This window comes from Parafrankia soli (assembly GCF_001854695.1).
GTDB classification, from domain to species: domain Bacteria; phylum Actinomycetota; class Actinomycetes; order Frankiales; family Frankiaceae; genus Parafrankia; species Parafrankia soli.
On record NZ_MAXA01000240.1, the window covers coordinates 32947 to 55215 of the forward strand.

The window sequence follows — 22269 nt, forward strand, 5'->3', positions numbered from 1 at the left end:
GGTGCGGTCCCGGCGGGTTGCTGGGGAGCGGTCGCCGGGACCGCGTGTGGCGGTTTCGTGGTCGTGCTGGCGTGAGGTCGATGACTCACGGTGGCGATCTAGCGATGTGTGTTTTCGGGGTGTGGCCTGTAGGCCTCTCTCCTTTGGGGTGGCTGCGTACCCCCACCCGGCGGGGGTCGGGTCTTCGGTGTTTGTGCTGGTGGGAGCGCATGTGGATGTTGCCGGGTCAGGGGTACGCAGCGCGGGAGCGGGCTGCGTACCCCTTGCCCGGGGGTACGCAGATCGTCGGTGGGCTGCGTACCCCTGGTTGTTGCTGGTCAGGGCGTGTTTTGGTGGGGGTACGCAGCCGGGGGCGGAAGAGGGTCGGTGGTAGGAGCGGGGAGGAAAAGAGGACCCGTCGGGCGCCGGGGGTGGTCACTGGTCGTCACCGAGTTGGGGGGTGAGGGTGGGGGGGTCGATGACGCCGGGGGTGAAGGCGTAGACCCGCACTTTGGTTCCGGCGATCTTGCGGGCGGGTAGCCAGGGCGGTCGGTAGGCGGGGTCTTCGAGGAGGTGGCCGGCGTCGCGCCAGCCGGGGATGACGGCTTCGAGTTCGATGCCAGCGTGGCTCAGGGCGTCGCGTAGGGCGCCGGGGAGGACGGCGAGGGTGTCGGTGCCGTCGTGGGTGAGGGTGCGTCCGATCCAGCCGGCGGGGGGTGGGGTGAGGGTGTGGCCGGGGCGCCACAGGGCGGTGGGGTGGGCGGCGATGTATTCGCGGACGATGTCGAGGGCCATTTCGGGGCGGTTGTCGGCGGGGTCGTCGTCGGTGACCAGGTAGGCCTGCCAGGTCTCCAGCGGGAGGGGTTCGCCCGGGACGATGGCCCAGGCGGTGGCGCACAGGTCCGCGAGGGCGAGGGCGGCGACCATGGGGGCGCGGCGTCCGGACATGCCGCTGGTGCCGCGGAGCTGGCCGGTGAGGTCCTGGTGGCGGGCGCGGATCCGGTCGGTGGCTCCGTCGGTGGCGAGTTCGGCGCACAGCCGGGTGATGAAGGCCGGGCCGGCGGTGCCGTAGTTCTCGGACACGGCGAGGGTGATGTGTTGCGCGAGCTCGCCGTTGTCGGGGGTGTTCTCGCCCATGGGGGCGGTGCGCAGCGACAGGACGCGGGCGGCGGCACCCTGCTTGGTGGTGAACGACAGTGCGGGTCGTTCACCGGTGGAGATGATGATGGTTTCCCAGGGGAGGCCAGAGGCCCAGCCCCCGCCGCGGGCCAGTCCGTGGTTGCGGGGTACCTGGTAGAGCAGCGTGTCGACGATCGCGGGGTCGTCGACGAGTTGGGATTCGTCGAACGGGACGGGGATGCCGCGCACGGCGTTGAGCCGGTATTCGGCGGCGATCAGTTTGGTTTTCCACGTGTACATGCCGTCGGACTTCTCACCGGGGTCGGCCCAGGGTGAGAGGGCGACGCGGGCGGCGGTGGTCTTGCCCCGGGAGCTGGTGCTGGCGATGTCGAGGACGAAGCTGTCCAGGCGCAGGACGCGCAGCAGCGCGGCCGCGAACCCGGCGGCGAGCACGATCCGCATGCCCGGGAAGGCGGCGACTCGTCCGATGGCGGTTTGCCAGGCATCCAGGGTGCCGGCGGGGTGGTGCGCGGCCAGGTARGGGGCCTGTTCCGGGAAGGCGGGTTCGAGAGGCAGCGGCTCGCCGGGGGTGGGCAGGAAGCTGCCGTCGGGTTGCCAGCCCAGCCAGCGGGCGAGTTTCTGGCGGGGGATGGTGTGTTCGTTGGCGGCTTCGACGCTGGCCAGCCACCGTTCGGCGTTCTTCCCGTCGGCGTCGATGACCGGGATCCCGGCGTCCCCAAGGGCCTGCACGAGACGGCGCCCGGATTTGATCGTGGACTTGGGGACGGTGCGCCGGACCCAGGTTCCCCCGGTGCGCCAGGCGAGTTCGACGTTCTGCGCCCCGTCGGGGTCGATGAGGATCCGGACCGGGAGAAGCGGGGCGTAGGTGGCGCGCTGCGGGGGTGCTTCGTCGGGAAAGTAGAGCACTCCCCCGGCGCTGACCTGGTAGCCCTCGGGGACCACGAACCCGTCGGGGAGGTCGTCGAGTCCTTCGGCCCAGCCGAGGTCCGCGCGGCGCTGCGCTTGTTCGAGGGCGCGGGTGTCGCGGGTGGCTTGTTCCTGGTCGCGTTCGCGTTGGACGCGCTGTTTGGCGCCGTGCTGGTGGGCCCGGTCGAACTCTCCTTTCGTCAGGATCCGGGGGGTGAGGTCGGAGCTGGTGAGCCGGTCTCGTAGCCGGCCGATCAGCGCGAAGTCGGCGCCGGTCAGGCCCAGGTCGTGGACGTGTTCCCGGGCGGTCGCGGCCCGCTCGCCGGGATCGGCCACGGCAAGGATCCCCGCCACCATCTGATCCACGTCGGCGGTGGACAGCTCCGGGCGGGTCGAGGTTGGCGCGTCGGGAGGGGTGGGGGTGGTGGCGGGCGGTGAGGGGGTCATGGGGTCCTCTCCCGGCCGTGATCCGCAGCAGCGTCGGTGCGGGCGAGCCGCTCAGAGCGCCGTAGAGCGCCGTTCTGCGGCCCCCTGGGGTGATGGGCTGGGGACGGCGGTCGCGGTCGGGTGGGCTGGGGGGTGGTGCGGTCGCCGGGGCGGGGTTGCAGGGCCAGGCGGCGTCGTTCGGGCAGTGGCAGGCCGATGTCGCTGCCGGCGGCGCGGGCCCGGTCGACGCGGGTGATGCCGTCCAGGGTCCGGCGCCACATGTCCTCGAACTCGGCGGTCGCGGCCCGGCGTGCCCCGTCCTGTTCGGCTTCGAGTTGGGCGCGGATCCACAGCGGGGACGACTCCAGCCGCCAGCACTCCGCCGCGACCAGCACCGCCGCCCGGCGCCGCACATCGGCCGCGGGCAGTGCCAGCCATTGCGGGGATCCGTAGCGGGGCAACGGCCCCACCTCACGGGCCTGGTCGATGAACGCACGGGCCTGGCGGCCCGTGGCGTCATCGCCCATCAGCCGGGCGTACTCCTCACGTGTCATCAGACAGGCTCCGATCTCAGACGCGGGCAGCCGAGGGCAGGTGGCTGGCGGGCATGTCGTCCCAGGTGCGTCCGTCCAGCTCGCGGCCGGCACGGCGCTTGCCCCACCGGCGGATCGAGGCATGGGTGGACTCGTCGACGTGGCCGCGTTCGCCGGACCACGGCTTGTGGGTGTAGCGGTGCGGTTCCCAGCCATGCCGATGCGCCCAAACGGCGTAGCCGTGGGTGGCGCCAACAGCCTCGGATGCGCGCTTCGCGGCGTCGATCTCGGTGGTGTCCTGCCGGTGCGCGGCGTACCTGGCGATGATCTCCGGGTCGATCTTCACGGAATGCTGCGCCGGGGCCCACTCGCCCCACTGCTTGAAGAAGAACGCCCGGCCCCTGGAGGTGGTCTGGTCCCGCAGGTCCCGGGCCCACAGCGGATGCATCGGCCGCGCCTTCGGGCCGGACTCCCCGCCGACGATGACCCAGTCCAGGCAGGCCGGGGCGGCGGCGTAGATCTCCCCGGTCGACGGGTGGATGACATCCCCGGCCAACGCGTCGAGGTGGGCACCGTTGCGCATCCTCAGCACTGTCAGGTGCACCGGGCCCAGTAGCGGCTCAGCGGAGACGAACCGGACCGCGGCGGGGGTCTCCAGCAGCGCGGGGATCCTCAGCTCGGCCCGCTGCTGGTCTTCGGCGCTGACACCGATCCACACGTTCGGCAGGTACCGGGTCGCCGGGGCGGAACGCAGCCGGGCGACGGAAGCGACCTCGGTCCAGAAGCTGGCGCTGGCCAGCAGTGCGCGCATCCGGCCGTGCCGCTTGGTGAGGAGCTGGTAGGTGTGCTGGGGAGTGCGGGCCATCACCGAGAAGACCCGGACGATGAAGGCGGTTGGGATGTCGTCGTGGAACAGGTCGGAGGTGGAGTTCACGAACACCCGCCGCGGCCGCCGCCAGCGCAACGGCTGGTAGAGCCGCTCCTCCGAGCGGGTGACCCGGGCGAACGATCCCTGACCGCGGAACCGCTCGGTGAACCGTTCGGCGTAGCAGTGGTCGCAGCCCGGGGAGACCTTCGTGCAGCCGGTCACCGGGTTCCAGGTCGCGTCCGTCCACTCGATCGTGCTGTGTTCGCTCATCAGAAGAGTCCCTTTCTGCAGGTGGGGTCAGATCCGGCCGTGCTGGTGGAGCCGCTCAGCGACGCGTCCGGTGTGTGCTCCGTCGTCGGTGTCGGTGTCGATGCCGGGCAGGGAGCGGGCCTGCAGGCGGGTGCGCAGGGCCAGGCGGTGGTAGTCGGGATTGAGGTCGATGCCGAGGTAGCGCCGTCCGAGGTGGGTGGCGACCATGCCAGTCGTGCCTGAGCCGGAGAACGGATCGAGCACCACCCCGCCGGGTGGGCAGCCGGTGAGGATGGCCCGGCGGGGGATTTCCGGGGGGAACACGGCGAAGTGCGCGCCGGGAAAGCCGGACACGGCGATTTCCCACAGGTCTCCCGGGTTACGCCCGACCTGGTGAGCGGCGAAGTCCCGGTCAGCCGCCGCGACCGAGGCCGCCGGGTCGATCCCGCGGCGGCCGGGGACCCCCCGGGCCCGGCGGGTGGCCCACTCGGCGCCGGCGCAGGGGTCGATCGGCGCCTCGCGGACAGGGTCCAGGTCGAACCAGTAGCGAGCCGAGCGGGTCAGCAGAAACACCATCTCGGTGCGCGAAGCGAACCGGTCGACGACGGATTCGGGCATCGGGTTGGTCTTGGCCCAGGTGATGGCGTTACGGATCGTCCATCCCTGCTCCTGCAGGGCAAGCGCGACCCGCCACGGGATACCCAGCAGGCTCTTGTAGGGGGCGGTGCTGGTGGTGTTGCGCCGGGCCGGGATCACCGCCGCCCGGTCCGCCCGCCGGGTCGCCCCGACCGACGGACCGCCGTTGGCCTTCCCGGCGTAGCTGTCCCCGAGGTTGACCCAGCACGTGCCGTCCGGGCGCAGCACCCGACGCACCTGCGCAAACACCGCGGCCAGGCTCGCTGTATAGGCCGCGGGAGTCTCCTCCAGGCCGATCTGACCGGGCTGGCCGTAGTCCCGCAATCCGAAGTAGGGCGGGCTGGTGACCACGCAGTGCACCGAAGCGGCAGGCAGCCCGGCCAGTATCTGTTCCGCCTGCCCGGTGTAGAGGGTCACCGAGTCGTCGACGTAGAACGGCGCCAGCCGCTGCCCGTGGTCAAGGTCATTGGGCTCGGTCACGGTGGTGTTCCACCGCGCTGCTTGCGCACTTGTGGTCCGGACGGCGGTCGCGTCCGCGTTGTAGTCCCGGGTGCCGCGCCGGGTCGACACCGCGACGTGCGGGGGCAAGTTGGTCAAGGGAAACTCCTTCCGTGTCAGGGACGGTTGGCCAGGCACTTCGGGCACAGCGGGTTCCCGCCAGGCCCGTAGCGCTGGTGGTGCTCGCCGCAGGCGCAGCGGCCGACCTGCGCGACGGGGATGGCGAGCCGGGATGCAGTCCACAGCCGCTCCCCCGCCGGCACCCGAACCGGCGGGGGCTGGCGGGGTGTGGTGGGTGGCGCGCCGGGTGGGGTGTGGGCGGCGCATTTCGGGCCGGCGGGGTAGTTGCGGACCGGGGTCGCTCCGCAGCGGCGGCCGTGGCTGTAGTGCTCGCACGGCCGGTAGGCGTGGCAGGCCCGGCAGGTGACGCGCAGCTTGTCGTTCGCCCGCCGGCACGCCGGGCAGTGCCAGACCTGCGCGGACACCACGCTCACCGGCGGGGCACCGGGCACCAGCGCCGACACGCCTCACACAGCCGATCGGCGGCGGTGGTGTGCTCGCAGCACTGGTACCGGCCGGCCTTGCAGCGGCACCGGTGCTGCGGCTGCCCGCTGGAGGTGTCGAACACGCACACCGGCGTGGCCAGCCTCGCCGCGTGGGGGCCGGTGTGCCGGGAGGCCCAGTGCAGCCCACCGAACACCAGCCTGACCAGACCGCGGCGGCCGGTGCCTGTGGTGTCGTGCTCGCTGGCGTCGAGGAACACGGCGGTTGTCACCGTCACCCGCGCCGCGCRCCGCCCGCTCACCGCGACCGACCCAGGGCGAACAGAGACAGGACGTTCACGCCGGGACCGGCGGCTGTGGGGGCGGTCATGGCTTCCCGACCTTGACTGCGGTGCGCGGGAGGCCGCCGTGGTTGACCATGTGCTTGGCGAGCCACTGCGCTTCGTCCCGGTCGTCGCAGGCGACGCGGACGATGTCTCCGGTCAGGACGGTTCGGACGATCTTTACCCGGCCAACCCGCTCGGCGCGACTCCGGTAGAGGGTCCACCAGTCAGCCCCCCGGCCGGTCCCGAGCACCTTGACCTCGTTGACCTCGACATACGCGGTACGTGGGCCGTTCACGCCGCGACCTGGCGGACGAAGTCGGCGAGGCCGGCAGCAATGTCACCGGCCTGGCGGGCGAGGGCGCTGACCGCGTCGGCGGCGGGGGTGGGCTGGTGGGCGGCGTAGTAGACGAACACGACCAAGGCGACGAACAGGAGCACAGGCCAGCGGCGGAAACGGCGGGTGTTGCGGATGTGTCTCACGGCAGGTCCCTTCCGGGGCAGGACGGGGAAGACTGGGGCGGCAGTGAACGAGTCGGTGAGGGGCGGCCGGTGCGTTCAGGCCGTGGTGGGGGCGGGGGTGTTGCGCCACCCGCGGGTGAGGACCGTGCTGGTCTTGGTGGCGATGGCGGCGGGCAGGTCGATCCCGAACGCTTCGGCGGTGACGAACGCGGTGATCACGACGTCGGCGAGTTCCGCGGTGACCGGCTCGAGCTCGCCGGGGGTGCGGGCCATACCGAGGTAGCGGCGGGCGGCTTGGACGAACTCGCCGGCTTCTTCGGCCAGGGCGAGGGTCTGGCGGACCTGCTCGTCGGAGTCGGGGAACGCCCGGATCAGCGCGGCGCTGATGACCTGCGCGAGGACCGGCAGGGCGGAGAGGTCATCGGGCGCCGGGTCGGCGGCGCGGCGCTGTTCGGCGAGGTGCTGGCGGTCGGCGTCGAGGGCGGACCGCAGGCCGGCCGGGTCGTGCACGGCGCCACCGTCCGAGCTGAAGTCGTAGTGCCGTCCGGCGCGGGTGACGTCGTCGTCGGTGACCACGTGCAGAGCGCTGGCCTGCGTGGCGGGGTGGCTGGTGGTGGTCATGCGGCGTGGGTCCCTTTCCGGTGAAGGTGTGTCGTCGAGGTGGGGGCAGGGAGCCGGCCGGGCGGCCGGTGACGTTCAGGTCCCGGCCGGCGTCCGCTGCGGAAGGGTCGGCACTGCGTGGCGGGCGCCGGTCGGGGGTCGTGGTGACCGGCGCGGCGGGTTATCGGGTGTCGGCGCGGCGGTGGCGGCGAACCTGGTCTGCGGGGTCGATCAGGATCCGGTCCGGGGTCCCGAACCGTTCCTCCGTGCCGAAGATCAGCCGGACGGGGGTGGACGGCGGCAGGTCTGGGTTGTGCTTGGGTAGGGCCTTTCCGAGCGTGGAGAGACCGATGTGGTCCACGACGATGCGAAACTGCGGGTTGAACAGCGGCGAGACGACGTCACCCGAATGCAGGGCTTTCGGGTCCACGTATTCCGACATGCGGAGTCCTTTCCAGCGGGCGGGTAATAGGGGGGTGGTCCGGCGCGGCGGCGAGAATTCCGCCGCGCCGGACCGGGGTCGGGACTTACTGCCTGCTGTGGCTCAGGGCCCGCAGGGAACGGAGTTCCTGTAGGTACTCGCGGGGGGTGAGGGTCTGGCTGAACCTCAGCCGGCCGTCCAGGTAGTAGCAGCGCAGATGCGCCGTGTCGCCCGCTCTTTCGATTTCGAGCCGGTACCCGTTCACGACCTCGCTCCAGCGCTTCGGCTTACTGCTACCACTCACGTGACGACCCTTTCTCGATGGGTGATCTACCAGTTGATGGCGTGCTTAGTGATGTCGCGATTCCTGACGGCGACCCGAGGTCGGCGGCGGCTTCTACTGTCTACGGCTGCGGAGTCCCTGCCTGAATTCGCGGGCGGTGACGGTCTGGGAGAACTTCAGCTTGCCGTTCTTGTCGTAGGAGCGGAGATGCACCTCGTCTCCTACCTGTTCGATTTCCAGTAGGTGGCCGTTCACGACTTCGCTCCAACGCTTCCGCTTGTCGTTTCCGCTCATGCCGACGCTCCTTTTCTCTGTATGTGACTATCGGTTGATGACGGGCTTGGTGATGTCGCGGTACGTGGCGGTGGTCCCGAGGTCGGCGGCGGCTTTGTTTGCGGCGGTGGGTGCGCGGTGGCGTCCTCCGTTGCAGCCGAATGCGATCGATACTGTCCGGTGGCCTGTGGCGAGCCGTTCCCGTGCGTTGTTGACGGCGTTGTGAATGGCCTGGCGGATACCGGGGGTGTTCAGGACGATGTCCTGGATTTCCCGGTCGTTGGCGGTGAGGTGGCGGAGGTGTTCGGCGGCGTGGGGTCACGGAACTCCCGCAGGTCGACGATGATGTCGACGCCCGGTGGACGTCCGTGCAGGTAGCCGAACGACACGATCCGAATCCCGCTGCTCTTCGGTGTCATCAGGCGGTTTCCTGGTAGCGGTCGAGGTTGCGGGCCCGGTGCAGCGGGACAGGATTTTCGAGGCGCAGCGTGACGCGCTTTCCCGTCCCGACGGCGTTCCCGTGGACGATCGCGTACGGCTTCCAGTAGTCGGGGAACACCTGGATGCGGTCGACGAGAATCAGCACCTTGGAATCCTTGGTTTCGGTGATGATGTCGCCGGGGGTCAGGTCGGTGGGATCGATGCGTGTCCAACTGTCGCGGCGTTTCATCGGGCCGGTTACCGCCCGCCGGTCAGATGGGTGAGCGCGAGCGTGAGCAACGGCTCGTGGGCGGGGTAGAGCCGGTCCCCGGCGGCGCGGATCGCCCCGGCGAGCCCGGTCAAGGTGTCGAACGGCCACCAGCGGGCGTCGGTGGCGTCGCTGCCCGCGGTTGGCTCCGTCTCGCGCATCGCGATCAGGGCCACGGTCGAGGCGATCCAGGCCCAGTCGGTGTTGCGCGGGTCGTCAACGATCCGCCGGTCGAGGACGCGCATGGCCCACTCGGCGTAGCCGAGGCCGGTCTCCTCGCGCAGCTCGCGGATGAGGGCGACGCTCGCGGTCTCTCCGGGGTCGACCATCCCGCCGGGGATCGCCCACTCGCCGGTGTCGTCGCGGCGGATCAGCAGCAGCCGCCGGCCGGCCGCGGTATCAGCGACCACGATCGGGTCCGCGGCCTGGTTCTCCCCCCAGGCCTTCAGGTTCCGCCCGATCCGCCCGGTAGGCCCGGCCGGGTTCACCGGGCGACCGTCCACGACCTCGAACGGGATCAGGGCGGCGGCCTGACGGGCCGGCCAGTCCAGGACCGCCGTCGGGTCGGTCACCGTGTCCAGGACCCAGCCGGCGGACAGGCCGGCGGCGATCCCGGCCTCGGTCAGCTCGTGGGGGGTGATGTCGGTGGTCATCTACTTGCCGCCCTTCGACTTCTTGTTCTTCTTGGCCGTGCCGGTGTCGTATTCCAGGGTCAGTTCGGGCTCGCGGGCGCTGTTGAGGTTCATCGCGAGCGCTCCGCCGGTCAGCATCCGGGTCGCGAGGTGACCGAACTCCCGGCGGGTGATCTCCTTCTTGGCCATCGGAAGGTGTCCTTTCGTTAGGGGCGGTGAACGCCACGCAGCGCGGCGATCTCGGAGGAGAGAAGGGCGATCCGGCGGGTGATGTCGGCGGCTTCCGCGCCGGTCGGCTTGTTCCGCTGCACCCAGTCCTTCAGGCGGTCGATCTGCTTTTGCGCACCGGCCTGCGGTGTGAGCGGATCACGGGGGTCCATCGTTCTGCTTTCTTTCGCTGGCCGGGTGTTTTCGGCATGGCGGTAGCCCGGGAACGTGCGGGTTTGGTTTTAGTGAAAGCCCCGGGGTGGTTATGAGCGGCGCGGGGGTGGCCGCAGACCGTCGAGATACTCGGACAGCACGTCCACGGATTCGTCGTCGGGGTGCATACGCGCGGCGACGCCCAGGGCGCGGGTGAGGTGGGTCTGGCGGGCGCGGAGCTGCGCGCGGGTGTGGCGGCGAGGGCTACGGGGGCGAGGCATCGTGGGGTCCTGTCTGGAGACGGAGCGGGGGCAGCGCGGCTTTACAGCGCGAGCGGAAGAGTCAGCGGTTGCAGCCGTGGCCGGGCAGGCAGGTCGTCTTGCCGCGGGGGCTGTGGTGCAGCCAGTCGGTGGCACCGCAGGAGCAGCGGGCCCGGTTCGCGGCCAGGTGGCCCGGGGGCAGGGAGTCGATGTCCACGCGGGTGGACTGCCGGCCCCGGCGGGTCTCGGTGATGCCGGCGGTGGTGACCCGCACGGAGTTCCCGCTGGCACGGTCGGACCAGCGCTGCGCGGCACCCACCACGCGGTCACCGATGGCGCCTGACGGGTTGCAGGCCTTGCAGAGCTGCTTGCCCTGCTTGCCGGTGCCCTTGCAGCGGGAGCAGGTACGGGGCTTGGCGGCGCGAGCCATGATCGCGTCCTTTCGTCGGGGTGGGTTTCGGTCAGTCGGTCAGCAGCGCGTAGATCCCGACCGCGGGCAGCTCCCGGCCGGGCTGCAACGCCTCGGCGTCGGCGCTGTGGATGTCGTTGTCGAGCACGCGCAGCGCCGCGGCGGCGTGGATGCTGTCGACGACCCACGCCGGCAGGTGGTCTGCGCCTGTCGCGTCGAGCGCGGCGGCCAGCCCGACGAGCGGGGTCGCGGCCCAGTGCCCGGCCCGCCGTTCCAGCTCGCCGCGCGTCTCGATCAGCCAGTCGTTGATGTCTCCCGCCTCCCGCACACGCGGGTCGGTGTTGTCCAGGTCCTGGCCCGTGGCCCAGATCTCTACGGCGGTGCTGTGGTAGGCCAGGTCCCCGGCCCAGACCCACCGGGTCAGCTCGAGCGCGGCCACGCATGCGACGTGGGTCGGGTAGGTCTCGTCGCTCCACACGCACGGGTCGGCCAGGGCGACCGGGGTTCGGCAGACCTCGCAGTCGCCGGCGGTCTCGGGTGGGGTCGGGCTGGTCATGAATCGGTCCTCCTCGGACTCGGTAGGGGCGGAAAGGTCGAATGCGGCCGATCCGTCGGCTATCCGCCCAGGGCGGTGATCTGGGCGTTGACCGCGGCGAGCCGTTCCCGCTGGGAGACGGTGAGCGGGCCGACCGCGGCTAACAGTCGGTCCCTGCGGGCGCGGTACTCGGCGAGCTGGCGGTGCGGGTCGGGCGTGGGGGTACGGGTGGGGGCCATGGGCCGGTCCTTCCTGCGCGGGGTTGGGGTGGGATGGCTAGCGGGCGGGTCCTCCGCCGGGGCAGGGCTGGCCGTGGTGGCGGTGGGCGGCGGGGCGTCCGTCGGCGCGCCGGGGACGGCGGGTGTGGCAGGTGCCGCACTCGACGCGGGGCATCTGGAGGCGGCCGTTACGGGTGGCGCCGGTGGACTCCCGGGCCCACGCGGCGAGTCCGGCGGCGGCGCCGTCGGTGCGGGCGGTGTGGGCGCCGATCCGCCGGGCGCGGGCGGCTTGTTCGTCGCGGGCGGCGTCCTTCTCGGCCTGGCGGGCGAGCCAGCCGGTCAGGCGGCCCATCAGCGGCCGGCCGGGGTGCAGCCGGCGGCGCAGACATCACCGCGGGAGGTGGTCCGCAGCGGGCCGCGGGTGCCACAGGCGCGGCAGGCCCGGTACGGGCTGTTCGGCACGTCGTACGGCCGGGCCCGGCCGGCGGCGAGGTTCGCGTCGATCTGCCGGTTCGCCCGACGGTTGGCCCGGATCCGCTTCCGGCAGGGCGCGCAGACCGCGGAGCCGTCGTCAGCGGCGAGCGGGCCGTGGTCGTTGTGTCCGCAGTACGCGCAGTGCCCGGGATGCTGGGCCTGGTGCGCCCTGCCCGCGGCGTTGAGGCCCTGCGGGGGCGGGGGCGTGGCCGGTGTCGTGACCATCAGAGGCTCCTCACTGTCTGTAACTGTCGGTGGGCGTGGTCGGGTAGGGAGGGAGGCAGTGCCACGGGGTGGCAGGGCCTTCCTCGCGGGGTCCAGGGAGGGTCAGGGAGGCGGTCAGCCGCCTCCCTGGCGGGATGTTTTCGCTGGTAGGAGTAGGGAGGTCGGGTAGGGAGGCGGGTAGGGAGAACTCCCTGCCTCCGCGGGTCCTCCCTACTGGCCTCCCTGCGCCTGACGGTCGCGGACGGTGATGGCCTGGCGGACGGCTTGGGCGGTGACGTACATCTGGCCGGACTTGTGGGTGTCGGAGTCGTAGGCGGTGAGCGCGGCGCGCAGGGTCGTGGTGGACCAGGACTCGTAGAAGCCGGGAGCGAGGTCCATGAGCCGGGACAGCACGACCTGGGTGCGCTCACGGTCGGCGCCGCGCAGGGCGGTGAGCATGTCGGCGAGCGGGTCGCGGTCCTCGGACTCGGCGACGCCGGTGGCGTTGGTGTCGACGGCCTCCCGGCGGTCCCGGGCCCGCTCGGCGAGGGCGGTGGCGTCGTCGTCGTCGATGAAGTGCGTCCGGATGGTGATCGACGATTCCCCGGCGGGGAGCGGGACACCGTCACCGGCCACGACGAGGGTGCCCTTGTCCAGGCCCTGGCGGAGCACGTGCGGGGCGGCGCCGCCGTTGACGGCCTTGTCTCCGAGCGCCATCTTGGCTTGCGCTTCGGTACCCACGACCAGGGCGGCGCGGATGTGCGCGCCTTCGCGGACGAGCTTGGGCAGGTTCTGGTCGGTGGGGTCCTGGGTGCCTTGCCACAGCAGCACGTCGACCGCGCGGCCCTGGTTGTGCATCTTGCGGGCGCCCATGAAGTAGCGGGAGGTGGCCTTGGTGCCACCGTAGGGCCGCCTGAGCTCGTCGAGCGCGGGGCACATGAACGCGACCTGCGCTTCGTCGACGATCACGATCAGTGGGTGGAACGTGCCCCCGGTGCGGGCCAGTTCGTTGCGGCGTTCCATCTCGGTGACGGCGTCTTCGACCATCTCGGTCGCGGCGATGACGTGGGCGTCGGTGGGGCCTTGGATGAGCCGGGTCGCGATGCCCTCGAACATGCCCCAGTCGCCCACACCCTTGAGGTCAGCGATCCAGAACTCCACCGTCGGGTCCTGGGCGAGCCACAGCGCCAGGGCGCGCAGGCTGGCGGTCTTGCCCTGATTCGACAGACCGGTGATCAGCAGGTGGCGCTGGTACAGGCTGATCAGCGCCGCATCCCCGCGCAAGTCCTGACCCCAGGGGGCCCGGCCCGCGCGGTAGTCGGCGGTCAGCTCAGGGTCGATGACCAGCGGGGACGGGCCGATCGGCTCGTCGAGCGCACCGGAGTCAGCGATCCACAGCCGGACCGTGCGGGCAGCTTCGGGGATCGTGATGAACAGTTCGTGCTCGTGGCGGCCCAGGTTCTCGGCGAGCTTGCGGCGCCGGTCCTGCACCTCCTTGGTGGACGTGCCGGACGGCAGGGTGACGTCGACCTCCACGCCACAGCCCGCGATCCGGATCGGTCCGAGCATGCCCGAACCGTGGTCGGGCATGGCCCGGATCGCCTTGGCCAACGGGGCGATACCGAGGTCTCGCAGAGCGGTGACCACGATCGACGGGGTGATCGGCGCGTCATCGACCGGGCGCTGTCCGGGGCGGGCGAGGCGGGCAGGCAGCACGGCACCGTCCTGGCCAGCGCGGCGGGTGATCGCCAGCCAGGCAGGGACAGCCCCGGCCGCCGCGAGAGGAACGAGCACGGTCGCGGCCGTGACCAGCAGGCGCAGCAACCAGCCGATGAAGTGCCAGTAGTCACCCCACCCCACCCCCAACGGGGTGATCACCCCGGCCAGGATGCCGGCGGCCAGCAGCGTGGCGGCGATGACGACGATCACGGCCACCGTCGACACGGTGACGGCCTTCAGCGCGGCGGGCAGGTCCGTCACCCGCTGGCGGCGGGCTTCCTTCGCCGCGTTCAGCCGGTCCAGCCATTCCGCCACCTCGGCTCGGTCCCCGCGAGCCCGCGCGGCCTGGATCTGCTCCCGGATCGCCGCGTGGGTCGCCGCGTCCACCGCCCGGCGGGCGAGTACGACATGCCCCTGCGCGGACTGCACCACCACCCGGCCCGCAGCACGAGCGATCTCCTTGCCTCCCACCGGCACCGTGGGGAGCGCCACCGGCCGCCGCGCGGGCGTGCCGGCGGGGCGGGGGGTGACGACCTGGCCCTGCTGGTCGATCACCTCACCGTCGAACACCTCCCCGCCGGCAGGAAGGGCGGTGGGGGTCCACGGGCCAGGAAGCACGACACCGCCGGACGGGGTGTCCTCGGGGGCGGGGGTGTGGGTCTGCTCAGTCATCGGTCACCTCCCGGGTGAGTCGAGCCAGCGGCGGCGGCGGAGATCAGCCAGGTCGAGGCACCCAGCGGAGTGATCCCGGCCCGGACAGYGGCGGCGACGTCGACCCGTTCCGCGGTCGTCACGACCACCGCGACCGCGAGCCCAACAGCCCGCAACGCCAGGACGATCAACGCGACCATGGTTAGGGCGACCGCGAGCCACAGCGGTAGCCGCCGCAGATCGGACTGCACATCGCCGGTCACCGTCGACCCCGGCGGAGGCGGCCCTGCTTGGGTGCGGGCGGGGCGGCTTCGGTGGCGCGCCGCCGGTTCTCGTTCCATCGGCGCTGGTCGGCGGCGATCTGCTCGCGCTGGACCGACCCGCGGACGGCTTCGGATCCGCGTTCGACGTCGACGCGCTCGCCGGGGTGGAGGAACTTGAGGTCTTTGATCGCGGTCCCGCGGTGCTTGCCGCAGACCCGGCGGGTCGACTCCCCGCTGGTCACGACGTGGTAGGCGTCGGTGTCGCAGTCGCCTTCATCGCAGATCACATCGGTGTGGTACATGGCTGCCTCCGGGTCAGGGCTTCGGGTACAGCTCGGCGTTGAGCTCGTCGCGTAGCCGCCGGGCCTGCGCCATGCCGATCTCCAGATCGCGGCGGAGCTGTTCGGCGGTGACCGGCTTGCCGTGACGGCGGGCGATTCGCTTCGCGGCGGCGCGGACCTGCTTGTCGGTGCGGGTCGCGGGACGGGGCCGGTCCGCCCCCGGGGTGGAGTCGGGTTGCGACGGCGGGTCCAGGAGCGCCACCGGACCCGATCCGCCCAGCTCAGGGCCGGAATCCGCGTCGGTCTGAACCGGCGATGCTCCGGGTACTGTCGAGTCGGTTTCGCAGGCGACGAGCTCCGCGAGTCCGGCGTCCCACGGGTCGGCGCCCGGACCGGCTGGCGGGGCGGCGTCGGGGTCCGGCGGGGGCGGGGTGGCGAGTCGGCCACGGGCCGGCAGGTACAGCCCCGGGGTGTAGACCAGCCGGGCGGTCCCGTCGGCGGCCAGGGCCACCGGCGCCCGCCGGGCGGCGATCCGCCGGGCCCGCGCGACCCGCCGGGCGGCGGCCCGCTCGATCCGGGCCTGGGCCCGCTCCGCCCGGCTACGCGGCGGGGCCGCCACCGCGAGCTGGTGAGCCACCACCCCACTGACGGACACGATGCCCATGACCAGACCAGCCAGCAGCCCCGTCCCGGTGGCGCCATGCAGGAAGTTCAGGGTGAACGCGACCGCGCCGAACACCGCGACACCAGCGGTCAGCATCGTGGTCGGCCGCTCAGGGTGACGGCGCCGCGAGACCAGAACGGCCATCGCGAACACCCACACACCCAACTCGGACAGCAGCGGGAGCACGAGACCGGTCGGGTTGCCGTACAGATGCCAGCCGTAGATCGCCATCGCGGGGATCGCCATCACCGCGGACACGACCGCCAGCGGGTACACCAGCAGCTCCACCGCATGCTGCGCCCGCCACGCCGCGCGGTCCTTCTTCTTCTTGTCCTGCGCGGCCTGCCGCTTGGCCTTCGCCGCCGCGTCGGCGGCCTGGTCCTCCCGCTGGCGCTTCGCCGCCGCGGCGGCGTCCTGCCGGTCCTGGTCGCGTTCCGCGGCCCGGTCCGCACGGTCCTGAGCCCGCGCGGCGTCGCGGTCCGCGCGGCGCTCCTCCGCCCAGCTCACCGGTTCACCCCCAGATGTGACAGGTCCACCGCGGCCGTGGTCAGCGCGTCGGCCAGCGCCTCGGTCCGCTCGGACGACCGACGCAGCCACTCCGCCGCCTGTCGCGCCGTGCGCTGCGCGCTCTGACCGCGGTCGTCGTACAGCCCCGGCCGCAACGCCATCTCGTCGGCCTGCCGACCCAGCTGCTCACAGGCCTGCACAAGCCGGGCGGCCATCTCCGCCAGCGCGACCACCGTGCTACCCAGCTCCGCGGGCGTGCGGGCCGGCCCGAACGTCCGATGGTTGATCTGCCTGATCGCCTCGGAGGCATTCCGGGCCGGCACGGTCCCCGCCGCGGCGCTCACCGGGCAACCCGGGCGTAGATCACGTACTCGGCCAGGTCACCGTCGGGCCCGTAGGGCTCACTCCAGCCCTCGACCATCGCGGTGACCCGCCCGCCGCTGGCCTGTTCCACCCACGAGCGCATCCACGACTCGACGTCGGCCAGCTCGGTGCGGTCGCTGTCCCCGCCGTAGCCGGCGGTGGGATGCGTCGCCGCGGGCGCCACGTCGAGGTAGGGCCACGCCCCGCCGGTCGGCGAGCCGGGCGCGAACAGCGACCACTGCCCCGACCCGCACGGCGGGGTCACCGCCCACACCTCCCCGAAGGGGTCACGGTGCGCGGCATGCCAGGCGGACAGGTCGTTGCCGACCCACCCGGGCTCACCACCGCGGCCGGGACGGCGGTGCAGACCGAGCCGAAGGACGAACGCCCCGGCCAGCACCACAGCAACGGCAAGCAGATCGAGGATCATGACGCCACCTCGCCGGTGCCGGCGGCGACGAGCCGGGCGTTACGCCAGAACCAGGCCCCGCGCAGGGACGGAGGGAGATCGGCATACGACCGGCCAGCAAGGACCACAGCGGCAAGCGACGTCTTGCCCTGCCCGGCACCACCGACCGTCACAGCGCCGGGGTCGAGAGCGGCACCCAGCGCGAGGGCACCCGCGGCGGCCGTCTTGCCCTGGGAAGGAACACCCCCGCACAGCAGCGACGGCTGCTCGGCAGCGGGTACCAGCGCCGCGCTGGGGGTGTCGGCGGCCAGGATCGCGGCGATCTCCCGATCCACCTCGGCAAGATCCGCGGCACGCCACGGCCACTCGGCCTCGATCGCGGCCAGCTCCCCCGCGGTCGGCCCGGCCAGGTCGAGAGCGTCAGTCGGGTAGCGGCGGGTCACGCGGCCACCCCCGACGGGGCCGGGGTGGCGAGCTGGCGGGCGATGTCCCGCCCCTCGGGGGTGTTCACGACCTCGTAGATCTCGACCTCGACGTCGAACAGCACGAGAGTGATCCGCACCGACAGGTAGCTGCCGGATCCGCCGCCCACGATCAAGGGACGCCCGAGGATCTCGCTCAGCATCCGCAGAACGGCCAGGTTGTACTCGTCCTCCTCGACGTCCGAGCGGTACTCCAGCCCACGGCCGGGAGTGACGTAGAGGAGACCCTCGGCAGGCGCGCTGATGCGCAGTGGGACCGCGCCGTTCACGATCGCCAGCAACGCGAGACCGGCACGCAGCGCGTCGGCCTGCTTCGCCAGGACGGCCGGATCCATCGGGGACGGGACAGCGGCGGTCATCGGACGTCCGTCCCAGCCACGCCCCGAACCAGCCGGTCCAGGTCGACGGTCAGCGCCGCACGCCAGGCGTCCCGGTCGCACATCCCCGACGCCATCGCCCGGCCCCGGGCACCCGCCGCGACCTTCAGGTCCTGGCGGGACACCGACACGTACATCCGACGGTCACCACGGAAGACCGTCAACGCTGCCAGGTACCGCCCGAAATGGCTGTCCGCACGARCCCCCGCAGCCGCCGTGGCCTCAGCCACGGTCACCGGGGCGGTCATCAGACGGGTAGCTGTGCGGGCCATCAGCGGCCACCACCCTTACCCGACTTGCCGTTCACCGGCGCCTTGTCGTCCACGATCACAACCCAGCGCTTCGGCTCCCGGTCGTTCGGCAGCTTCGGCCACGGCCGGCCACCGTTGTCATCGCCCGGCAACGGCCGGGGCAAGGCATGCTTGAACAAGGTCTGTTACCTCCACGTAGGGGACGGACTCAGGACCCCTGGGGCGAGGCTTGCCGGCGTGCCCCGGGGGTCCGCTGGTGTGACGTGCTCCATAGAACAGCGCTAACTAGCGCTAGTCAAGCGCCATCCATCGCCAACTTGGGATCGCAGTAACAGAGATGAACGTTCTGCTGGTGGAGCGTGGTCGTAGGATCAGAGATCTCTAGCGATCCCGAAGGGGTGGCGGCGTGCAAAACGACTGGCCAGCGGTCGCGGCGGCGATCAAGGACCGTATGGAAGAACAGGGACGCTCCCAGAAGTGGCTTGCTMAGGCGTCGGGGGTGTCGACAGCGACCCTGCGAGACCTGGCGCGAGGGGACAGCGACAGAACGCGCAGCGCCGCCACCTTGGCGAAGATCAGCGAGGCTCTGGGTTGGCCCTCTGACTACCTGCTAAAGGTCTCTCGCCGTGTCGAGCCGACCGAACCAAGCGCAGCCGAATCCGGAGCCGGCGGCACCGACGACAGGTTGGTCGAGGAGCTCCGCGCGATTCGTGAGCACCTAAGCCGGATCGACACCCACCTGAGCAAGTTGGCTGGGGACGGGCCGGGCGCTACCGATCCCGTTTGAGCGGCCGGCATGCGATGGATCAAGTTCGGCATGCATACGAGGAAACACCCCGGACCCAGGGGTGCAGGGAGTGCGGGCCGGGGGTGCACGGGTGCACGAGGGGGTGCACGGAGTGCTTTACTGGGTCGCGAGGTGACGACATATGGCGACCCGCAAGGACCCGAACCATCGCCTAGCTGCTGTGATGGCCGAAGCGTCCATCAGCAACAAGGGTCTCGCCGTTCGGGTGGCTGACGTCGCGCGACGCGACGGCCATCAGATATCTCCTGATCATGTTTCGGTGCGCCGCTGGCTTGACGGGGTCGAACCACGAGGGGAGACACCGCGCTATATCGCGACTGCTCTCAGCTCAAAACTCGGCCGCCCGGTCCACCTCAAAGAAATCGGCTTCCGAGAAGCTCCGCCAACTGGCCTAGACAGCCAAATCGGAGAACCTGCTTTTCCTTCCAGTTCGAACGCATCTGTGGACGCGCTAGCTGCATTGTCGACGGCCGATCTCGGCGACGATTCCGCCGCAGTACGGGCACCCTGGACGGACACCGCATCCCCAGGTCTAATTACGGGCTTCCTTTTCGGTTCGTCGCTACAGACACAATCGGGCGGGTTCACCCCACTAACTTCGGCTCCGGGTCCTGCGGATGCCATACGCGCGACCGCTTCCCACCTGATGGACCTGGATTTCCGTTTCGGTGGCGGCCATGTCCGCCGGCTTCTACTGTTCTATTTCCGAACGGAAGTTGTCCCCCTACTCGAGAGACACCACCCCGACCCGACACGTCGAGAGATATTCCGGGCAGCGGCAGAGGTCGCTGAATTGCTGGGCTGGAGCGCGTACGATGCTGGGCGGTTTGGGGCCGCGCAACGCTATTACGCCCACGGACTTCGGCTTGCACGGGAGGCCGGAGACGAATTGCTAGGCGGGTGGATGCTCGCGAGCCTTAGCCATCAGGCTAACTACCTCGGCAAGTTCGACGAGGCCGTCCAGTTGGCACGGGCTTCATATTCTGCGACTCGAGGAAAGTCGGGCGTCGCTACCGTGTGCCTCGCCCTTGCGATGGAAGCGCGCGCCTTAGCTAACCTCGGTGACGTTCGCGGGTGCACAACAGCTATCCATAACGCCGAACTTCTCTTCGAACGACACAATCCGAACGACGATCCCGCGTGGATCGCGTTCTTCAACGCTGAGGAGCTAGCGGGCGAAGCCGCGCACTGCTACCGAGATCTAGGCAGATCGAAGGAAGTCCGAATCTTTGGCGAGCAAGCGCTAGACCCCATAAATACGCCACCCCGGACACGCGCCTTCATAGGGATGGTCAACGCGACAGGCGCGCTCAACGGCGGCGACCTGGACGAGGCGGTCGCTTTGGCGTCCGAGGCCGTGGACCTCGGTGTCTCACTCCAGTCCAAGCGGCACCTTCGCTACCTGACCGATTTCGATCACACTCTCAGGGCCAGATATCCGAAAGATCCGCGAACTATCTCCTTCTCTGAAACACTGGCGCGCCATTATCCGATCACGACACCCTCCGGCGATTAAGCGAGGGCTAGAAAGCCCGCCAACCGCCGACAACTCCAGTCCTAATACTTCCAATTCGCCGCAGATATTCTGTCGCTATATCGTCGGACTCTTCAATATTCTGCATAACCCACGTCGTCATCTTGATTTCATGAACTCGACGGAGCACGTCAAATCCACTCCACCGAGTCACATCGAATCCGTAGGCGTCAACGAAAATGGCATACTCCGCATCAGTCCACCACCCCGCAGAACAGTACTCAGTGGCCGTCATTGCTAGATCCCACTCAGGCTGTCCCCATGCAAACCTCTCGAAGTCGATGAGCACTCCTTCCCCGTCACGCATCATTAGGTTGTTCACGTGGGCATCACCATGGGTCACGCAAGGCGCTAGAGGGAAAGCGAGGTCCGATATCTCCCGATTGAGTCGATCGCAGCACCCGAACAAAAAGTCCTTATCCGAGGACGGAATCGGCGCCTTCTCGATTCTGCCCTCCACGCGCCCCAGCACATCTTCGGTCGGCAGGAGGAAGGTTGTGGGCGACGGAAGAGAGTGGAGGCGACGCAGAAGATGCCCCAGGGTCGCGATATCCTCACGAGATCCATCGCGTCCGTCGATATACCTCCAGAACGTTACGGGATGACCATCCGCGTCGATCGGCTGCGAAACAGTGTAGGTCCGGGCAGCCGGGTAGCGGTACCGAGCAAGCCAACGCGATACATGAACCTCTTTAACGGCGTCAGCCCAGTAATCCCTTGTTCTTGCAATACGCACAACTACCGGGGCCTCTGCTAGAAGATAGAGAGCATTCTCTCCCAACCGAAGCAATTTGGCGCCAGCGCTGTTGAGCCCATAACGCGCGCAGGCGGTGCCTAGGGCAGCCCGAGTCGAGTCTGAACTGAAGACCTGCGCGCCTGCTCTCGCCATGTGGTCAAGGCTAGGCGGTCGGCCCGATGTGGCACAGCCCATCGGGCGAGGTGTAGTGCTCGGTGACCCTGGCGATGCAGGTGACATGTATGAACTCCAACAAGATGAGCGGGCTGCTAGCGCCACCGGGAGCGGGCCCGAGACGGCAGCGAGTCGGCATGCACGACCACGCGCGCCCTAGACAGCGCTGTGGAGCGAGCTCGGCAAGGGCGAGAAGCCGATCCCCGGACGGGAGCTTGAGGGTCGCCGCATCGGTGGGGGCAGACGGGTGCGTCCGGCACCCGGGGGGCAGGAAAGCCCCCGCCGCAAGAGCGGCTGCGGACTATCCCCGGCACGACCCGTCGTAGCAAGGCCTGACGTTTGAGATCACAGCAGGTCAGGGCGCCTGTTTCGCGCGGGCGGCGGAAGACTTAGGATCTGCCGCCCTAGGGCGTGGGGGTTCGAATCCCCCCTCCCGCACTGCCTGACCAGGAGCGTTCACGCAGGTCATCCCTGAAGGGGCGGGGCCGGAGACTCCCCCGCTTCCCCGTCCTCCGGGTCGCCGGAATCGCCTGTGTCGCCGGAATCGCCGCGTGCAGCCGATCATGGTGCGGCTGCGCGCCCCCGAGTCCCTCGACCTCGACCGCGGCGGCACCCACCCCCTCCGCCGCTAGCGGTAGTTCGTTGGATCAAGGTTGTGGCGGGTAGGTCTGCTCTGTTGGTTGTCTTTYAGGAGCGGAGGGAGGCTGGCATGACCAGACGTCTGCCCTGTCCGCCGGCACCAGGCCCGTTGGAGGATTACGCTGCCCGGTTTGATGATCTGTTCTCGGCGTTGGGGCAGCGGCGGGGGTTCCGGGAGTATCTGACCGGGCTGCTGGCCCCGCGGGACCGGAACAAGACGCTGACCTGYCTGGCCGGGGCGGAGCCGGTAGTGGGTGCGGGGCATCCGGYGGTACAGCGGCTGCAGTTCTTCCTGTCCGAGTCGGTGTGGGACCCGGAGAAGATCAACGACCGGCGGGTGGAGCTGCTGCAGGCCGGCCCGGCTACTGCCGCGCACCCAGGCGGGGTGCTGGTGATCGACGACTCCGGGGACCGTAAGGACGGCACCGCGACGGCGCATGTGGGCCGGCAGTGGCTGGGCCGGTACGGCAAGACCGACAACGCCGTGGTCACGGTGAGCACCCTGTGGGCCGACGACCATCTTTACTATCC

The 22269-nt window shown here is 70.3% G+C and carries 38 protein-coding genes; 3 read left to right on the plus strand and 35 right to left on the minus strand.

The features are described 5' to 3' along the window. Window positions 1-414: 414 nt before the first annotated feature. From BBK14_RS25815 to BBK14_RS38530, 34 genes are all read right to left on the minus strand, one after another. Window positions 415-2472 (minus strand): DUF927 domain-containing protein, encoded by a 2058-nt coding sequence (locus BBK14_RS25815; protein ID WP_071065842.1) that lies wholly within the window; start codon window positions 2470-2472, stop codon window positions 415-417. Beyond that, on the minus strand, window positions 2469-3005 hold the full coding sequence (locus BBK14_RS37340) for a hypothetical protein (protein ID WP_071065843.1): 537 nt from the start codon (window positions 3003-3005) through the stop codon (window positions 2469-2471). The genes BBK14_RS25815 and BBK14_RS37340 overlap by 4 nt, the downstream gene beginning before the upstream one ends. Window positions 3006-3021: 16 nt before the next feature. Continuing rightward, window positions 3022-4122 carry a DUF5131 family protein gene (locus BBK14_RS25825; protein WP_071065844.1) on the minus strand — a complete coding sequence of 367 codons (1101 nt, stop codon included), beginning with the start codon at window positions 4120-4122 and terminating at the stop codon, window positions 3022-3024. Window positions 4123-4149: 27 nt separating this feature from the next. Continuing rightward, window positions 4150-5334, minus strand: coding sequence for a DNA-methyltransferase (locus BBK14_RS25830; RefSeq protein ID WP_241831854.1), 1185 nt, complete (start codon window positions 5332-5334; stop codon window positions 4150-4152). Window positions 5335-5351: 17 nt separating this feature from the next. After that, on the minus strand, window positions 5352-5729 hold the full coding sequence (locus tag BBK14_RS25835) for a hypothetical protein (protein WP_131802418.1): 378 nt from the start codon (window positions 5727-5729) through the stop codon (window positions 5352-5354). Beyond that, entirely contained in the window at window positions 5726-6010 is a 285-nt protein-coding gene (locus BBK14_RS25840) for a hypothetical protein (RefSeq protein ID WP_131802420.1), read from the minus strand. The genes BBK14_RS25835 and BBK14_RS25840 overlap by 4 nt, the downstream gene beginning before the upstream one ends. Window positions 6011-6104: 94 nt before the next feature. Next, window positions 6105-6359 (minus strand): hypothetical protein, encoded by a 255-nt coding sequence (locus BBK14_RS25845; protein ID WP_071065847.1) that lies wholly within the window; start codon window positions 6357-6359, stop codon window positions 6105-6107. Beyond that, window positions 6356-6544 carry a hypothetical protein gene (locus BBK14_RS25850; RefSeq protein WP_071065848.1) on the minus strand — a complete coding sequence of 63 codons (189 nt, stop codon included), beginning with the start codon at window positions 6542-6544 and terminating at the stop codon, window positions 6356-6358. The genes BBK14_RS25845 and BBK14_RS25850 overlap by 4 nt, the downstream gene beginning before the upstream one ends. A 75-nt stretch (window positions 6545-6619) precedes the next feature. Further along, window positions 6620-7144 carry a pyrophosphohydrolase domain-containing protein gene (locus tag BBK14_RS25855; protein ID WP_071065849.1) on the minus strand — a complete coding sequence of 175 codons (525 nt, stop codon included), beginning with the start codon at window positions 7142-7144 and terminating at the stop codon, window positions 6620-6622. A gap of 160 nt (window positions 7145-7304) precedes the next feature. After that, on the minus strand, window positions 7305-7565 hold the full coding sequence (locus BBK14_RS25860) for a hypothetical protein (protein WP_071065850.1): 261 nt from the start codon (window positions 7563-7565) through the stop codon (window positions 7305-7307). An 85-nt stretch (window positions 7566-7650) separates the two neighbouring features. Next, window positions 7651-7848 (minus strand): hypothetical protein, encoded by a 198-nt coding sequence (locus BBK14_RS37880; protein WP_131802423.1) that lies wholly within the window; start codon window positions 7846-7848, stop codon window positions 7651-7653. 93 nt (window positions 7849-7941) lie between these two features. Further along, the gene (locus BBK14_RS25865; protein ID WP_071065851.1) at window positions 7942-8121 is read right to left on the minus strand and encodes a hypothetical protein; all 180 of its coding nucleotides are present in this window, start codon (window positions 8119-8121) and stop codon (window positions 7942-7944) included. A gap of 27 nt (window positions 8122-8148) precedes the next feature. Beyond that, window positions 8149-8370: a RapZ C-terminal domain-containing protein gene (locus tag BBK14_RS42415; RefSeq protein ID WP_116430156.1), complete on the minus strand. Its 222-nt coding sequence runs from the start codon at window positions 8368-8370 to the stop codon at window positions 8149-8151. Continuing rightward, a complete protein-coding gene (locus tag BBK14_RS38505) occupies window positions 8352-8519 on the minus strand; it encodes a hypothetical protein (RefSeq protein WP_157904337.1) in 168 nt (55 codons plus the stop codon). The genes BBK14_RS42415 and BBK14_RS38505 overlap by 19 nt, the downstream gene beginning before the upstream one ends. Further along, the gene (locus BBK14_RS25870) at window positions 8519-8770 is read right to left on the minus strand and encodes a hypothetical protein (RefSeq protein WP_071065852.1); all 252 of its coding nucleotides are present in this window, start codon (window positions 8768-8770) and stop codon (window positions 8519-8521) included. Before BBK14_RS25870 ends, BBK14_RS38505 begins: the two co-directional genes overlap by 1 nt. Window positions 8771-8778: 8 nt before the next feature. Beyond that, window positions 8779-9441 carry an NUDIX domain-containing protein gene (locus tag BBK14_RS25875; protein ID WP_071065853.1) on the minus strand — a complete coding sequence of 221 codons (663 nt, stop codon included), beginning with the start codon at window positions 9439-9441 and terminating at the stop codon, window positions 8779-8781. After that, window positions 9442-9609 (minus strand): hypothetical protein, encoded by a 168-nt coding sequence (locus BBK14_RS38510; protein WP_157904338.1) that lies wholly within the window; start codon window positions 9607-9609, stop codon window positions 9442-9444. A 17-nt stretch (window positions 9610-9626) separates the two neighbouring features. Next, complete coding sequence (locus BBK14_RS38515; RefSeq protein ID WP_157904339.1) at window positions 9627-9800, minus strand: hypothetical protein; 174 nt, start codon at window positions 9798-9800, stop codon at window positions 9627-9629. 90 nt (window positions 9801-9890) lie between these two features. Further along, complete coding sequence (locus BBK14_RS38520; protein ID WP_157904340.1) at window positions 9891-10061, minus strand: hypothetical protein; 171 nt, start codon at window positions 10059-10061, stop codon at window positions 9891-9893. A 61-nt stretch (window positions 10062-10122) separates the two neighbouring features. Continuing rightward, window positions 10123-10470, minus strand: a complete 348-nt coding sequence (locus tag BBK14_RS25880; RefSeq protein WP_071065854.1) for a hypothetical protein — start codon at window positions 10468-10470, stop codon at window positions 10123-10125. Window positions 10471-10501: 31 nt separating this feature from the next. Then, window positions 10502-11005 carry a hypothetical protein gene (locus BBK14_RS25885; RefSeq protein WP_071065855.1) on the minus strand — a complete coding sequence of 168 codons (504 nt, stop codon included), beginning with the start codon at window positions 11003-11005 and terminating at the stop codon, window positions 10502-10504. 59 nt (window positions 11006-11064) lie between these two features. Further along, window positions 11065-11223, minus strand: coding sequence for a hypothetical protein (locus BBK14_RS38525; protein WP_157904341.1), 159 nt, complete (start codon window positions 11221-11223; stop codon window positions 11065-11067). 37 nt (window positions 11224-11260) lie between these two features. Continuing rightward, window positions 11261-11554, minus strand: coding sequence for a hypothetical protein (locus BBK14_RS25890; protein WP_071065856.1), 294 nt, complete (start codon window positions 11552-11554; stop codon window positions 11261-11263). Beyond that, window positions 11554-11901 carry a hypothetical protein gene (locus BBK14_RS25895; RefSeq protein ID WP_071065857.1) on the minus strand — a complete coding sequence of 116 codons (348 nt, stop codon included), beginning with the start codon at window positions 11899-11901 and terminating at the stop codon, window positions 11554-11556. The genes BBK14_RS25890 and BBK14_RS25895 overlap by 1 nt, the downstream gene beginning before the upstream one ends. A gap of 210 nt (window positions 11902-12111) precedes the next feature. Next, window positions 12112-14271, minus strand: coding sequence for an FtsK/SpoIIIE domain-containing protein (locus BBK14_RS25900; protein ID WP_071065858.1), 2160 nt, complete (start codon window positions 14269-14271; stop codon window positions 12112-12114). Continuing rightward, complete coding sequence (locus tag BBK14_RS25905; RefSeq protein WP_071065859.1) at window positions 14268-14513, minus strand: hypothetical protein; 246 nt, start codon at window positions 14511-14513, stop codon at window positions 14268-14270. The genes BBK14_RS25900 and BBK14_RS25905 overlap by 4 nt, the downstream gene beginning before the upstream one ends. Next, window positions 14510-14815: a hypothetical protein gene (locus tag BBK14_RS25910; RefSeq protein ID WP_071065860.1), complete on the minus strand. Its 306-nt coding sequence runs from the start codon at window positions 14813-14815 to the stop codon at window positions 14510-14512. The genes BBK14_RS25905 and BBK14_RS25910 overlap by 4 nt, the downstream gene beginning before the upstream one ends. A gap of 13 nt (window positions 14816-14828) precedes the next feature. After that, complete coding sequence (locus tag BBK14_RS25915; RefSeq protein WP_071065861.1) at window positions 14829-15965, minus strand: hypothetical protein; 1137 nt, start codon at window positions 15963-15965, stop codon at window positions 14829-14831. Continuing rightward, window positions 15962-16309, minus strand: coding sequence for a hypothetical protein (locus tag BBK14_RS25920; protein ID WP_071065862.1), 348 nt, complete (start codon window positions 16307-16309; stop codon window positions 15962-15964). Before BBK14_RS25920 ends, BBK14_RS25915 begins: the two co-directional genes overlap by 4 nt. After that, the gene (locus BBK14_RS25925) at window positions 16306-16758 is read right to left on the minus strand and encodes a hypothetical protein (RefSeq protein WP_071065863.1); all 453 of its coding nucleotides are present in this window, start codon (window positions 16756-16758) and stop codon (window positions 16306-16308) included. The genes BBK14_RS25920 and BBK14_RS25925 overlap by 4 nt, the downstream gene beginning before the upstream one ends. Next, window positions 16755-17180 (minus strand): hypothetical protein, encoded by a 426-nt coding sequence (locus BBK14_RS25930; protein ID WP_071065864.1) that lies wholly within the window; start codon window positions 17178-17180, stop codon window positions 16755-16757. Before BBK14_RS25930 ends, BBK14_RS25925 begins: the two co-directional genes overlap by 4 nt. After that, window positions 17177-17578 (minus strand): hypothetical protein, encoded by a 402-nt coding sequence (locus tag BBK14_RS25935; protein ID WP_071065865.1) that lies wholly within the window; start codon window positions 17576-17578, stop codon window positions 17177-17179. The genes BBK14_RS25930 and BBK14_RS25935 overlap by 4 nt, the downstream gene beginning before the upstream one ends. Then, window positions 17575-17868, minus strand: a complete 294-nt coding sequence (locus BBK14_RS25940; protein ID WP_131802424.1) for a hypothetical protein — start codon at window positions 17866-17868, stop codon at window positions 17575-17577. The genes BBK14_RS25935 and BBK14_RS25940 overlap by 4 nt, the downstream gene beginning before the upstream one ends. Beyond that, window positions 17868-18026, minus strand: a complete 159-nt coding sequence (locus tag BBK14_RS38530; protein WP_157904342.1) for a hypothetical protein — start codon at window positions 18024-18026, stop codon at window positions 17868-17870. Before BBK14_RS38530 ends, BBK14_RS25940 begins: the two co-directional genes overlap by 1 nt. Window positions 18027-18298: 272 nt before the next feature. Between BBK14_RS38530 and BBK14_RS25945 the strand changes: the two genes are divergently transcribed. After that, complete coding sequence (locus tag BBK14_RS25945; RefSeq protein ID WP_083391257.1) at window positions 18299-18634, plus strand: helix-turn-helix domain-containing protein; 336 nt, start codon at window positions 18299-18301, stop codon at window positions 18632-18634. 142 nt (window positions 18635-18776) lie between these two features. Then, window positions 18777-20171: an NsdA family TPR-like regulatory protein gene (locus BBK14_RS25950; RefSeq protein WP_071065868.1), complete on the plus strand. Its 1395-nt coding sequence runs from the start codon at window positions 18777-18779 to the stop codon at window positions 20169-20171. Between the two features lie 7 nt (window positions 20172-20178). Here the strand turns inward: BBK14_RS25950 and BBK14_RS35910 are convergent, their stop codons facing one another. Beyond that, a complete protein-coding gene (locus tag BBK14_RS35910) occupies window positions 20179-20970 on the minus strand; it encodes an aminoglycoside phosphotransferase family protein (protein WP_157904343.1) in 792 nt (263 codons plus the stop codon). Between the two features lie 838 nt (window positions 20971-21808). Here BBK14_RS35910 and BBK14_RS25955 point away from each other — a divergent pair. Further along, window positions 21809-22269: transposase (locus BBK14_RS25955; RefSeq protein WP_131802426.1), on the plus strand; the 461-nt coding region annotated here is incomplete at its 3' end.